The following is a 12,163-nucleotide window of genomic DNA, read 5'->3' as shown; positions in this document are numbered from 1 at the left end:
CGGTGCGAAGCTCCAGCGCGGCCGGAAACCGCGGGCCCCGCCAAGGCGGGGCCCGAATGATGGTGCAGAATCAGCCGCGCAACCGCTCCACCGCGGACAGGAGCACCTCCACGTCGCCCTGCCGGCCATCTGAAGCCGAGGCAGCCCCGCCTTCCCACATCGCATTCAGGTACAGCCCGTCCCCCATATACAGCACAGCCTTCGCCATGCCGTTGCCAACATCGGCCGCGATCAGTTCCAGCCACTGCTGCTGGATGGCCGCGAAACGACGCCGGGCCTCCACGTGGGCCACCTCCGCCAGGCGGCTGGCCGCGAGGAAGGAGCGGTCCATCGGCGAACCCGACCAGAGCGACGTCCGGATGAAGTACGTGGCTGCGCCTTCCGGAGCCGCCGCCATGAGGGCAATGTCCTCGCCGGCCAGCGAATCAAGGCGCTCCAACATGGCCGCGATCAGTGCCTCCTTGTTGGGGAAGTGGTAGAGCAGGCCGCCTTTGGACACTCCGGCCCGCTTGGCCACGGCCTCCAAGGTGGCAGCCCGCTCCCCCACGCCGATCAGGAGTTCTTCGAACGCATCGAGGACGGCATCGCGTGCTACGGGTTTTCTGGCCATGGTTCCCATCATGCATGGTCGGCGGCCCGTTTCTTAACTATACCGTCCGGACGGTATAGTTATCGAATGACATTGTCCGACGCCCTCCCCCAGAACACGCACAGAACGCAGGCCGGAGCCCTGCTGCAAAGGCCCTCTCAGGCACCGTGGCGCGACTGGCTCGCTCTGATCCTGCTGATGTTCCCGGTACTTCTGGTGGCGGTGGACAACACGGCCCTGACGTTCGCGCTCCCGGCGATCGCGGGCAGCCTGCAGACCACCGGTGTCCAACTGCTGTGGATTGTGGACGCTTATCCGTTGGTGCTTGCTGGCCTGCTCGTGGCCATGGGCAGCCTGGGCGACCGGATCGGGCGCCGCCGCCTGCTCCTGATCGGCAGTGTCGGCTTCGCTGCCGTTTCGGCAGCCACAGCCTTTGCCCCCAGTGCTGAGTGGCTCATCGCCGGACGGGCCGCGCTCGGCTTCTTCGGTGCGATGCTGATGCCCTCCACCCTGTCCCTGATCCGCAACATCTTTCCCGAGCCAAGCCGGCGCCGGCTGGCTGTGGCCATCTGGGCGGCGGGCTTCTCCGGCGGTGCAGCACTGGGGCCCATCTTCGGCGGCTGGCTGGTGGAACAATTCTGGTGGGGCGCCATCCTGCTGGTCGCAGTGCCGATCATGCTTCCGCTTGTGGCGTTTGGCCCCGCATTCATCCCGGAGTCGAAGGATCCGCAGCCCGGGCGTCTCGACGTGCCGAGTATCGCCCTATCCCTGCTGGTGATGGTTCCCCTGGTGTATGGCATCAAGGAGTTGGCGACGGAAGGATTCGGTGCCGTTCCTGCGGCCCTCGTCGCCTTTGGCCTGGTCATGGGCTTCGTCTTTGTCCGCCGCCAGCAGCGGCTGGCCAGCCCCATGCTGGACGTGTCGCTCTTCAGCAACCGGGTCTTCAGCACTGCCATCACGGCCAATGTGCTGGCGCTGTTCTCCTTCACGGGCTTCATCCTGTTCCTGGCCCAGCACCTGCAACTCCTGGACGGGATGACGCCGTCGGCCGCCGGAGTCGCCATGATCCCCGCCTTGGTGGCCACGGTGCTTGCCGGCCTGGCGGTGGTTCCACTGGTCCGGAAAGTGCGTCCCGGCTTCGTGGTGGCCGGAGGCCTGGCTCTTAGCGCCACCGGCTACGGGCTCGTCACCTTCGGAGATCACACTTCCGGCCCGGTCCTCCTGCTGGCCGCGCTGCTGATTCTTGCCCTGGGGGTGGGCGCTGCGGAAACGATCTCCAACGACCTCATCCTGGGCTCCGTTCCAGCCGAGAAATCCGGCGCAGCGGCGGCCATCTCGGAAACCGGCTATGAGCTGGGCTCCTTGCTGGGAACTGCCGTCCTGGGATCCATCCTCACTGCGTCTTACCAGCACAATTTGCACATTCCGGCGGGGCTGGAAGGGTCGGCGTCCGCGAGCGCGCTACACCAGGCGGGCGAGACCCTTGCCGGGGCCACGGAACTGGCCGCCAGCCTCCCTGCCCCACTCGACGAAGCGCTCCGCGGAGCGGCGCGCTTCGCGTTCGATTCAGGGGTCCACATCACTGCGGCAATTGCGCTGGTACTGATGGCGGGCGCGGCGGCCGTCACCGCCGTCGTCCTCCGAAAGGTCCCGACGGCGGACTAGGCACAGCGGTAAGGCGCCGCAGGCGCGCACACGAAGGCCCGGCGTCGGAAGTGGTTCCGGCGCCGGGCCCTGTTTTCACCCTGTGAGCGGTGCCTACTTCGTGTCAGGCGCGGTGACGCTGGCCGAAGGTTTCATGGTCTCGGCGTTCACCATCCATGCATACTGCTCCAGCTTCGCGATGAATTCGTGGAGCAGGTCCGCGGTGGTGGGGTCCTCTTCATCCACCTCGTCATGGACCTTGCGCATGGTCCCCACGGCAGCTTCAAGGGCGGCAACAATCCGCTCGATGGCGTCCTTGGTACTGATGAGGCCCTCGGGGAACTGGGCGAGGGACGTCGACTTGGCCACGGTGGAGCTCCGGCCATCCGGCAGGGCGTGCAGGGCGCGCATCCGCTCGGCTGTGTCGTCCGCGAACTGCCGGGCGGCATCGACGATTTCGTCCAGCTGCAGGTGGAGGTCCCGGAAGTTGGTTCCCACGATGTTCCAGTGGGCCTGCTTGCCCTGGATGTGCAGCTCGATCAAGTCCGCTAGAACGGCCTGCAGATTATTGGTCAGGGTCGGTGAAGCCTTCATGAATCCTCCTCGATTGGTCCAGTAATGCCGACGCTATCAGTCCGGCTAAGGGGGTGCGGGCATCCGCCCACAATTTCACAGTAAGCTTACTAATTCCCGGCTGCCACCAAGCACGTGCTAGGCCACCGCCGGCACAAGGCGGGCAAAAAAAGGGGCGCCCTGCCGGAAAGCCTCCGGACAGGGCACCGCTATTATGGGTTTCCCATTTCTCAACGCTGGTTCGTCCCGCCGGCGAACCGGCCGTCACCAGAAGTGCGCTACATCCACCACCAGGCGCGAGCCGGAGCCCGGGCCGTCCAGGGTGAGTACCCGGAACGGAAGCCGGGCACGGACGCCCAGTCCGATGCTGGTGTAGCCTTCAAAACTGCCTGCGTAGGCCACCTGGCGGAAGGTCTGGTATCCCGAGACGTCGGACAGTTCGGCCTTCGCGGCCGGGCTGTACGTGACGTTGCCATTGCTGTCATAGGACGGTGCGTTCACAGTTACCTGGAGGAATGCAGAACCCAGCAGCGGGATTTCAAAACCTGAACCGTCCTGGACCACCACGGGAACATACTGAACCGTGTAGCCGGCGACAGGGCCGTTGAGGTCAACCACCATCCGGTCGAAGCAGTAGTGCTGCCCCGTCCTGACGTTGGTGACGGATGCGGTGCTCATCGCCGGGTCTGAATCAGCCAGCGATCCCCAGACGAGTCCGCAATATGATGTGGCTGCCGAGGCGGGCCCCGGAGCCAGGAAACTCAATCCAACAGCCATCAGAATGACTGTCAGCCACGTATGAAACTTTTTCATTATGGGCCACCCTTCGAGTGATGAGGTACCTCAAGCGTAGGATCTCCGGGGCCGTAGATACGGGTTGTGGCCGCTTCGGCGCGGAACCGTTAAAGGCGGCGTTCGCCGGTCACGCCGAAGTAATTCCGGCGGGTTTTTGCCGCCCAAAGAAATGCTTTTAACACCATTTCTGCACCCCGCCGTTATGCAGCATAACGACGCCGGACCGGCCCACCGAGCGGCCGTGTTCCGGATACGCCGCGGAGACGCAAAAGCCCCGTCCGGCCGATAGGCTGACGGGGCTTAGATCGCGCTTGAGGGGCGGGGAAATTCCTAGCCTTCGCACTCGATGCAGTACTTCAGGCCGTTCTTTTCGCGGGCAATCTGGGAGCGGTGCCGGACCAGGAAGCAGGACGAGCACGTGAACTCATCGGACTGCTCGGGGACAACCACAACCGTCAGTTCCTCGCCCGAAAGATCGGCGCCGGGCAGGTCGATGCCCTCGGCCGTATCGTTCTCCTCGACGTCGATGACGGCAGTCTGGGCGTTGCCGCCGCGGGACGCCTGAAGTGCCTCCAGCGACTCGGCGGAAGACTCGTCATCTGTCTTGCGTGGAGCGTCGTAATCGGTAGCCATAGCGTGGTTCACTTTCGTTGCTGCGCGGCACCATTTCAGGCGCCTCAGTGAAGCAGTTTAGGTCATTGCCCCACCACTTAGGCAATAGTGTGGGCAATTCGACAGATTATGTGGGCCTCGACGGGGTTACGCTGAATTGGCCGGCATTCCCCGTTGAACCCGCAGGAGGCACGATGGCCGCCAAACTCAACCCCAAAGCATTGACCCACGCCCGCAAGCTCATCAAGAGCGGAAAAGTCGAACGGGATGTCCGCGACGACTGGAGTGAGCACGCCCCCTCCACTGATGACGAGAACGCCTACATCGACAAACACGGCTTCGCGGCATTCGCGGAATGGCATCTGGGCCGGGACGATGCCCAATCCGAGGGCACGAAGGGCAGCGTGAGCTTTCCGTTCGGCGACTTCAAAAAAGTCCACCGCTGCGCAGTCATCTCCCTGGAGAGCCGGGCCGCACAGCACGGCCACGATGACATTCGGGACGCCGCCAAGAAGCTGCTGGAACTGATGGATTCAGACTAATGGCGGTGCGGATTTGGGCGCCCGCGCATTGACAGTTGTCCTGCAAGGAGGTCTACTGGTTGTATCTTCAACCAAAAGATTCATCCCCCGCCCTAAAGGACTGCCCATGAACCTGCCCGCCGACCCCGGTGCCGCTGCCCTATCCTTCGCGAGTGCCCAACACGTCGTGGCGAGGGCAGGATCAACGGATCCGTCCGCACCGCTGGTGGTGCTGCTGCACGGGCGGGGATCCAATGAGCGCGAGATCCTTAGCCTTGCAGGCCACCTTCCGCAGGGTTTTGCATACGCGGCGGTTCGAGCCCCGATCGAGGAGGGCAACGGCTATGCGTGGTTTGCCAACCGGGGCATCGGCCGGCCGACCGCCGAATCCCTTGCTGAACAAATGGCGTGGTTCCGTCGCTGGCTCGACGGATACGCCCCCGACGGCCGGCCCGTCATCCTGGTGGGCTTCAGCGGCGGCGCCGCGTTTGCTGGCGGCCTTGTCCTTGACGATCCGAACCGCTACTCCGGTGCAGCCATCCTGTACGGCACGCTGCCGTTCGATGCAGGAGTGCCGGTCACGCCGGCGAGGTTGGCTGGCCTTCCGGTTTTTGTCGCCCACGGGGACCAGGACCGGGTCATCCCTGCTGAGCTGCTCGCGCGGACCTGGGAGTACCTGACCACAGAGTCGTCCGCCGGCGTCCACACCCGCCGCGATCCCGGTGGACACCAGATCTCAGCCCAGACGCTGGGTGAACTCGGTATCTGGATCAGCGCTACGGGATCTCCATCGGCCTGACTGGCGCCCGTAGCCAGACGTTGAAGAACCCGTCGAGCTCTTCGCCCGACGCCTCTTCCATCACCGCCTGAAAGTCGTCAGTGGTGGCCGAGGAGCCGTCGTAACGGGCCAGCCACGACCGGGCTCCGGAGAAGAACGCTTCATCGCCGATCTTGGCGTGGAGTGCATACAGGGCTGCCGCGCCGCGCTGGTAGACCTGAGGCGCGAACAGGTGGTCCCTGCCCGGGTCGGCGATGTTCAAACCCCAGCGATTGTTGGCATCAAGGGAGGCGACGGCCTTGGCAAATTCCTGTGCCACCGTTGCGGATCCCTGGCGTTCGGACCACAGCCACTCCACGTAGGTCGCCCAGCCTTCGTTGAGCCAGATGTGCTGCCAGTCCGCCGGGCTGACGGCGTTGCCGAACCACTGGTGCCCCAGTTCGTGCACCACGGTCACTTCATCGGCGGCTCCTGAGTAGACCGGCCGCGTCTGCGTCTCCAGCGCGTAGTCCACTGAATCGTCGTCGACAATCGCGCCAAATGCCTCAAACGGGTACCGCCCAAACAGATCCTCGAGGAACGCGATCATCTCCGGCTGCAGGGCAAGCGCGGCTTTCGTCTGCACCAGCGCCTCGCCGGCTATGCCAGCCTCGATGGCGTTGATGATGGGCAGCCGCCGGGGGCCTGCGCCGTACGACAGGACAAAGTCGCCGATGCTTGCCGTCGACAGGTAACTGGCCATGGGGTCCGCCGCGCTCCACTTCCACGTGGTCCATCCCGCCTCCGTCTCCGGCTGGCCGTCGGGCAGCCCGTTGGCGACGGCAGTCTTGCCCTCCGGCACCGTGATGCGGAACGAGTACGTCGCTTTATCCTCCGGATCGTCATTGACCGGGTACCAGGTCGAAGCCCCCTCTGGCTCGTTGACCACCAGCGCGCCGTCCGCGGTGGTGACCCACCCGTAGGGAAACCCGGTGGTGTCGACATGACGGCCGGTGACGCCCCCGTACTCGACGACGACGGTGGCAGTCTGTCCGGCTTTCAGTTTCGGCTGCAGGCCGATGGTGAGTTCCCAGCGCCGATTAGCGTCGTCCTGCACCTGCGCCCATTCGGAGGCCCCGCCGTCGTGCGCCTTCCCGTGCTTGGCGCCCTCTCCATCGATCCGGACTGACGTTACGTCCAAGCCGCGCAAGTCGAAGTTGAGCGATTCCAGATCCTCGGTGGCCTGAAGGGTGATGGTGGCTGCGCCTGTGAGGCGCCCTTGGAGTACCGCGGGGTTCGACGGCGGCGCGTAGCGGAGGGCGAGGTCGTAGTGGAGGACGTCGTAACCGCCGTTGCCGGCGTAGGGAAAGTATTGGTCACCGCTCCCCGGCGCCCCTGCGGCGTGTGGCGGCGGATTGTGGCTGGGTGCGGCCTGCGCGGTCGCGCCGATACCGGTGAGGCTGGCCATCACAAGGACAGCCAGCGCCGCGCTGTGGCGGCGTTTTTTGGCACGGGTGAACGGGTTTTTGAAATCTGTGGCCAGGGCGGAATGCGCGCGGAGATGCCGCATCACGGTGATCATTTTGTACTCCTGATGGTGGCCGAAGCCAACCAGGGTTCTCGCCGGAAATCTGCCGATCGGCAGTAGGAAATGAGTGCCTTTTCGGCGACGAGACCCATACCCACGGCGCCGAAGTGCCGCACCCCACAGTCAAAAATCAATGTAGGCCGCCAACGGAACCACGTCAACGGTTCGCGGACGGCGGGAGCACCGCCGTCGTCCGCTGTCTGGAGCCGCCTGTCAGATTCGAAGTGACGGCCCGGCTTCAGGTCCAGAGGCCTGCCGACGAGCAGGAAAGGTTGCTTTTGCCCGATTTCTGACCGGTAGAAGAACTCACCGGGGCCTGAGACCTAGTAGATGTAAATGCCGCAGGTGTTAGCCGTAGTGCTCAGTTCCCTCTGACTCCGGCGGTTCGATGAGAGCCGATAAGGGTGGCCATGCCGCCCTTATCGGCTCCCCGCTATTAGCCCTCCACTGACGTGCCGCGGTTCAGGGGATCTTGACCAGGGCAGGTTCAGCGGAGGTCTTCTTTGCTGCCAGTGACCAGACGGCAGTCATGGCCACGGCGGACGCGATCAGTGGGACTCCGAAAAGCATGAAGATGTTTTCGGCTCGCCATCCGCCGGCGAGGAGGTAGCCCACGAGGATGGGGGAAACGATTGAGACGAGCCGTCCGATACCCACCATCCAACCTATTCCAGTCCCGCGAAGCGTCGCGGGAAACAGGGCGGGTGTGGTGGCGTAGAACCCGGCTACGTTCGCGGATGTGACCACGCCGAGAAGTGCGCCGATGATGATGGCCACGGAAGTCTGGTTGAAAGCCATTCCGAAGACGACGTAGATCAGTGCGGAGGCCAGCAGCGATCCTAGCAGCAGGTGGCGGCTGCGAAGGAAGACGGCCAGGATGCTGAAGATGAAGCAGCCTATGATGCCGCCGAAGTTCACAAACAGGCCCATCGTGACACCGAGACTGTCATCGCCAGAGGAAGTGGCGATGAGTTTCGGAGTCCACGTGCTTGCGAAGTAATAGGCGGCGATCATGAGGCCATAACCGAGCCAAAGCAAGAGAGTCTGGGCGGCCATCCGTCCCGTCAGCAACGTTTTGATTCCCCGTTGTGTCTGTTGGTTAGAGGACAGCTCAGGAAGTTCAGCCAGCGTGGGCCGCCGCATCTGCTCAAGAATGACATTCAGCCTGGACAAGGCGTTCGGGGGACGCTTGGTGATCAGGTAGTCCAGTGATTCTGGCAGGAAGCGCCAGGTCACGGCGAGCATCAACAGGCTCGCTGCGGCTCCGACGACGAAAACCGAGCGCCAGCCGAACTGCGGGATCAATGGTCCAGCAATGAATCCACCCAGGGTTGCTCCGATGGCGAAGCCGGCCGTGTAGAGCCCGAAGATGGTCCCCCGGCGCTTGTCAGAAGAATATTCGGAGGTATAAACGTTCAGGTTCGCGATCATGCCTCCGATGCCGAGTCCAGCGAGTACGCGGTACGCCATCAGTTGCACGACATCAACGGCAAAAATGGATAGGACCATGCCCGAACTCACCAGGACTAAGGCCACCAGCATCATCCGGCGTCGGCCGATTTTGTCTGAGAAGGGCGTGAGAAACAGCGAGCCTGCTGCCATGCCCACCAGACCCGAGCTGAGCAGGAACCCCAGAGTAACGGGGTCCAGACCCCAGGTCCTTGACAGTGCCGGTGCCGCATAGGCAGCGACCGCAACGTCCATACCATCGATGAGCATCAGTGCAATAGCAACAGTGACCGCTCGGATTTGAAGCCGGCTCATTGGTGCCGTGCGAATTTCCTTGAGTATGTCCATGTTTACATCCTTGTAAATTGGGTGCACTGACCTGGACAGCCGCAAAGGTACGACTGCCTCGTCAAGGCTTTTGTGTACTAGCTGTGGGGTCAGTTCCGGCCAGAACGCGTTATTCAGGCCAGTTCGACCCGGACGGGGAGGGATTCCCAGGCCCGGAGGGTGTTGTTGTGGTGCCTGCGCGTCGGCCCGCTGATTTCGATAGTGACAATCCGCTTGGCCAGGGCGTTAAGGATGGTAGATGCCTCCAGACGCGCAATATGCTGGCCGACACATTGGTGGATGCCGAAGCCAAAGCCAACGTGGCCGGACGGATCTCTGCCCAGATCGAAGGCGTCCGGGTTGTCCCAACGCTCCGGGTCCCGGTTGGCCGAGCCCAGGAACATCAAGATTTTCTTGCCTTCGGGGATCAGGGTGCCGCCAACTTCTATGTCGTGTGTGGTGGTCCGGAAGAACGTCTGCACGGGCGACTCGAACCGCACAGCCTCGTCAAAGGCAGTGCGCGACAGGTCAGGGTTTTCCCGCAGCCGGGCCCACTGGTCAGGATTGGTGGCGAACGCATAAAGGACTGCGGCTAGCCCGTTGACGGTCGTGTCCACGCCGGCGGTGAGCAGCGACCTGACGATCAGGGGTGCCTGCGCTTCGGTGATGTCTCCCCTGTCCGCGGCAGCCCAGATCTGGGCGCCGAATCCGTCCGGGGTCAGGACGTCGCGGGCGCATTGAGCGGCTATTGACGCAGAGAGCTCAGCGACCCGGAGTGCGCCCTTGGCAACGAGCTCATTCGGCGGTCCGAAGGCATTGAACGCGTGGTCCCCGTAGGGCAGGAGGTTTTCCCTGCCAGCCTGGGGAATGCCCACGGCGTCTGGAAACACGCGGAGGGGAAAAGCCGCGGCCAGATCGGTGACGGCGTCGAATTCTGTGCCTCTCGCAAGGAGGTCATCGACCAACTCTTCGGCATCTTCGGCCCAAGACTCGCCCAGCGTGCGGATTTCGCGGGGGCCGAGGATCTTGGTGAGAATCGCGCGGGGTGCGTCGTGGTGCGGCGGGTCTGCCTCAAGCAGCAGGCTCGGCGGGCGCCACGGCTTTTCGTAACGGAAGTTACTCAGTCCGACGCCGGCAGCGGACTGAAAGGTTTGCCAGTCGGAAAGGGCGGCCTGCACTTCATTGAAGCGGCCCATGGCGTAGACGTCATGTTTCGCCAAGTAGACCACAGGTCCGGCTGCCCGGAGGTCGGCCTGGAACGGGAGTGGATCCTCAAGAACGTCGAAGCTGAAGGGGTCGACGTCGCTGACAGGCGTGTTAAAGATGGACGTTTGGACGGTCATTGTAGGTCCTTCGGGTGGAATCCGCTTTAGAGGTCAAGAACGAGGCGGTCACTGCAGGAGCGTGAGACGCAGGGAAACATGCAGTGACCGGCAGCCCGGTCGGCGTCGTCGAGAATGGAGTCGCGGTGGTCCGGTTCCCCGGCCAGGACAGTCACCTCGCAGGTTCCGCACGTGCCTTCCCGGCAGGATGTCAGGACGTTGACTCCGGCGTTCTGGAGTGCGTCGAGGATGCTCACCTCGGGTGAAACAGTTACGGACAGTCCGGCTCTGGCAAGCGCCACTTCGAAAGCGGTGTCACGCGCCGGGGAGCCCTGCGTTTTAGCGGCGAAGTGTTCAAGGCGCAGTAGCCCCACCGGCCACCCTGCGCAGTGATGTTCGACGGCGGTTAGCAGCCGCTGCGGTCCACAGACGTACACCTTGGTATCCGCGGCGGCGTCGCCGATGAAGTCCTTGAGCTGATATGGACCGGATTCATCTTTGGGCATGACCGAGACCCGGTCCCCGTAAGCGGACACCTCGTCAAGGAACGCCATGGTGCTCCGTGACCGGCCCAAATACAGCAGTTTCCAGTCCGCGCCGAGGATGTCTGCCTGCTGGATCATGGGCAGCATCGGGGTGATACCTATGCCGCCTGCGATGAACAGATATTTTTCGGACGGCACGAGCCGGAAATTGTTCCGTGGTCCTCCCAAGGCAACCAATGTTCCCTCGGCGAGTTCCTCGTGGATGTAAGCAGATCCCCCGCGTCCTTCGCGCTCATGCAACACCGCAATCCGGTAGCTATGGGCATCCCACCGGTCCCCGCAGAGTGAGTACTGCCGGCTGATACCCGAGGGCAGGACAACATCAACGTGCGATCCCGGCGTCCAGTCGGGCAGCCTGCGCCCGTCAGGATGGGCCAACGTCAGGGCTACCACGTCGTTCGAGACCATGCTCTTCGCCGTCACGGTCAGTTTGACCTGTGACTCGTCAGCAGCGGAATTCTTTCCGGTGAACATCTAGGCTCCTTTGCTCGCTGTGCTCTCCACCAAGGTTCGCCCGGAAGTGACCGCCGCCACTATGCGACTCTCAATGGTTGAGAGTCATTTCCAAAAGAGCTAATTGGGCGGTGGCGCCGGATACTCCATGGCCCGCGAAACAGCGCCGGATGCGGCCTGGAGAACGGCGATCCGGGAGCGTGCAGTGGCATCGTTTGGCACCACAATCGACAGGGCAGCCACCACCCTCCCGGACGGGTCCCGGACGGGCACGGCAATGCCGGTCGCATCAGGGTGTATGTGACCGGCGAGGAACGAGTATCCCTGCCGGCGCACTTCCGCAAGGGCGACCCTTAGCTGCGAGGACGTGCTGATCGTCCGTTCCGTAAATATCTCGAGGGGTTGCGCAATTATCCGTTCCTGTTGCTGCGGCGGGGCATAGGCCAGGAGCAATAGCCCGGACGACGATGCATGCAGTGACAGCCGGCCGGCAACACGGGTGAAGTTGATGACGGCACCGGGCGCAGCTAATCGCTCCACAAAAAGGACCTCGTCGCCCTCCAGGACACCTAACTGAATGTGTTGCCCGACGATGCCTTGCAGGTCTTGCATAACCGGCATGGCCGCCTCCCGCAGGCTGAGGGTCGGTGAAGCGCGGGAGACAACCTCCCACATCCTGACCCCGATCCGAACCCTGCGGTCCCCGTCACGCTGGAGCCAGCCGAAACTGCTCAGTTCCTCCACCAGTCGCGAGGCTGTGGCGATATGAAGTCTGGACCGGCGGGCGATCTCCGTGATGGTCAATGCTGTATCACCCGGGCCAAAGGCCTCTACAATGCGAACGGCGCGGGAGAGCACCGACTCTCCCCCTTGAGTGCGGGGCATGTACTAAAGCTTCGGTGATATCCGAAGGGGTGTCGAATCCGAAGGGCTGGTTGCTAACAGGAGGCCCTCATGTCGGGGGCGAATCCCAGCCGAACCGACGGTG

At 63.3% G+C, this 12,163-nt stretch carries 12 protein-coding genes; 3 read left to right on the top strand and 9 right to left on the bottom strand.

Features of this window, described 5'->3' with window-relative positions; genetic code table 11:
* Positions 1–70: 70 nt before the first annotated feature.
* Positions 71–610: a TetR/AcrR family transcriptional regulator gene (locus tag IAQ70_RS19775; RefSeq protein WP_190991453.1), complete on the bottom strand. Its 540-nt coding sequence runs from the start codon at positions 608–610 to the stop codon at positions 71–73.
* A 66-nt stretch (positions 611–676) separates the two neighbouring features.
* Between IAQ70_RS19775 and IAQ70_RS19770 the strand changes: the two genes are divergently transcribed.
* Positions 677–2,254, top strand: a complete 1,578-nt coding sequence (locus IAQ70_RS19770) for an MFS transporter (RefSeq protein ID WP_190991452.1) — start codon at positions 677–679, stop codon at positions 2,252–2,254.
* 93 nt (positions 2,255–2,347) lie between these two features.
* On the opposite strand, the gene IAQ70_RS19765 is transcribed toward IAQ70_RS19770, so the two are convergent.
* The 3 genes from IAQ70_RS19765 to IAQ70_RS19755 all read right to left on the bottom strand — a co-directional run bounded on the left by IAQ70_RS19765 (position 2,348) and on the right by IAQ70_RS19755 (position 4,234).
* Positions 2,348–2,827, bottom strand: coding sequence for a Dps family protein (locus tag IAQ70_RS19765; protein ID WP_190991451.1), 480 nt, complete (start codon positions 2,825–2,827; stop codon positions 2,348–2,350).
* Positions 2,828–3,070: 243 nt separating this feature from the next.
* Positions 3,071–3,619, bottom strand: coding sequence for an AMIN-like domain-containing (lipo)protein (locus IAQ70_RS19760; RefSeq protein ID WP_190991450.1), 549 nt, complete (start codon positions 3,617–3,619; stop codon positions 3,071–3,073).
* A 312-nt stretch (positions 3,620–3,931) separates the two neighbouring features.
* Positions 3,932–4,234 carry a DUF4193 domain-containing protein gene (locus tag IAQ70_RS19755; protein WP_190991448.1) on the bottom strand — a complete coding sequence of 101 codons (303 nt, stop codon included), beginning with the start codon at positions 4,232–4,234 and terminating at the stop codon, positions 3,932–3,934.
* 173 nt (positions 4,235–4,407) lie between these two features.
* On the opposite strand from IAQ70_RS19755, the gene IAQ70_RS19750 reads away from it, so the two are divergent.
* Positions 4,408–4,755, top strand: coding sequence for a hypothetical protein (locus IAQ70_RS19750; RefSeq protein ID WP_190991446.1), 348 nt, complete (start codon positions 4,408–4,410; stop codon positions 4,753–4,755).
* A gap of 106 nt (positions 4,756–4,861) precedes the next feature.
* Positions 4,862–5,533, top strand: a complete 672-nt coding sequence (locus IAQ70_RS19745; protein WP_190991444.1) for an alpha/beta hydrolase — start codon at positions 4,862–4,864, stop codon at positions 5,531–5,533.
* Here the strand turns inward: IAQ70_RS19745 and IAQ70_RS19740 are convergent.
* The 5 genes from IAQ70_RS19740 to IAQ70_RS19720 all read right to left on the bottom strand — a co-directional run bounded on the left by IAQ70_RS19740 (position 5,511) and on the right by IAQ70_RS19720 (position 12,060).
* On the bottom strand, positions 5,511–7,073 hold the full coding sequence (locus IAQ70_RS19740) for a M1 family metallopeptidase (RefSeq protein WP_223860408.1): 1,563 nt from the start codon (positions 7,071–7,073) through the stop codon (positions 5,511–5,513). The genes IAQ70_RS19745 and IAQ70_RS19740 overlap by 23 nt on opposite strands.
* A gap of 468 nt (positions 7,074–7,541) precedes the next feature.
* Positions 7,542–8,876 (bottom strand): MFS transporter, encoded by a 1,335-nt coding sequence (locus IAQ70_RS19735; RefSeq protein ID WP_190991442.1) that lies wholly within the window; start codon positions 8,874–8,876, stop codon positions 7,542–7,544.
* Positions 8,877–8,989: 113 nt separating this feature from the next.
* The gene (locus IAQ70_RS19730) at positions 8,990–10,198 is read right to left on the bottom strand and encodes a cytochrome P450 (RefSeq protein ID WP_190991440.1); all 1,209 of its coding nucleotides are present in this window, start codon (positions 10,196–10,198) and stop codon (positions 8,990–8,992) included.
* Positions 10,199–10,224: 26 nt separating this feature from the next.
* Positions 10,225–11,196, bottom strand: coding sequence for a PDR/VanB family oxidoreductase (locus IAQ70_RS19725; RefSeq protein ID WP_190991438.1), 972 nt, complete (start codon positions 11,194–11,196; stop codon positions 10,225–10,227).
* 99 nt (positions 11,197–11,295) lie between these two features.
* Positions 11,296–12,060: an IclR family transcriptional regulator gene (locus IAQ70_RS19720; protein WP_190991436.1), complete on the bottom strand. Its 765-nt coding sequence runs from the start codon at positions 12,058–12,060 to the stop codon at positions 11,296–11,298.
* Positions 12,061–12,163: the final 103 nt, after the last annotated feature.

Origin of the sequence: Pseudarthrobacter sulfonivorans, from assembly GCF_014712225.1 — a bacterium.
In the GTDB taxonomy this organism is placed as follows: domain Bacteria; phylum Actinomycetota; class Actinomycetes; order Actinomycetales; family Micrococcaceae; genus Arthrobacter; species Arthrobacter sulfonivorans.
The sequence above is the reverse complement of the archived record's forward strand: the minus strand, read 5'-3'. Positions and strand labels throughout refer to the sequence as shown.

Excerpts from the sequence above, each read along its gene's own strand:
- IAQ70_RS19775 (WP_190991453.1), bottom strand. The coding sequence starts at position 610 with ATGGCCAGAAAACCCGTAGCACGCGATGCCGTCCTCGATGCGTTCGAA.
- IAQ70_RS19770 (WP_190991452.1), top strand. The coding sequence starts at position 677 with ATGACATTGTCCGACGCCCTCCCCCAGAACACGCACAGAACGCAGGCC.
- IAQ70_RS19765 (WP_190991451.1), bottom strand. The coding sequence starts at position 2,827 with ATGAAGGCTTCACCGACCCTGACCAATAATCTGCAGGCCGTTCTAGCG.
- IAQ70_RS19760 (WP_190991450.1), bottom strand. The coding sequence starts at position 3,619 with ATGAAAAAGTTTCATACGTGGCTGACAGTCATTCTGATGGCTGTTGGA.
- IAQ70_RS19755 (WP_190991448.1), bottom strand. The coding sequence starts at position 4,234 with ATGGCTACCGATTACGACGCTCCACGCAAGACAGATGACGAGTCTTCC.
- IAQ70_RS19750 (WP_190991446.1), top strand. The coding sequence starts at position 4,408 with ATGGCCGCCAAACTCAACCCCAAAGCATTGACCCACGCCCGCAAGCTC.
- IAQ70_RS19745 (WP_190991444.1), top strand. The coding sequence starts at position 4,862 with ATGAACCTGCCCGCCGACCCCGGTGCCGCTGCCCTATCCTTCGCGAGT.
- IAQ70_RS19740 (WP_223860408.1), bottom strand. The coding sequence starts at position 7,073 with ATGATCACCGTGATGCGGCATCTCCGCGCGCATTCCGCCCTGGCCACA.
- IAQ70_RS19735 (WP_190991442.1), bottom strand. The coding sequence starts at position 8,876 with ATGGACATACTCAAGGAAATTCGCACGGCACCAATGAGCCGGCTTCAA.
- IAQ70_RS19730 (WP_190991440.1), bottom strand. The coding sequence starts at position 10,198 with ATGACCGTCCAAACGTCCATCTTTAACACGCCTGTCAGCGACGTCGAC.
- IAQ70_RS19725 (WP_190991438.1), bottom strand. The coding sequence starts at position 11,196 with ATGTTCACCGGAAAGAATTCCGCTGCTGACGAGTCACAGGTCAAACTG.
- IAQ70_RS19720 (WP_190991436.1), bottom strand. The coding sequence starts at position 12,060 with ATGCCCCGCACTCAAGGGGGAGAGTCGGTGCTCTCCCGCGCCGTTCGC.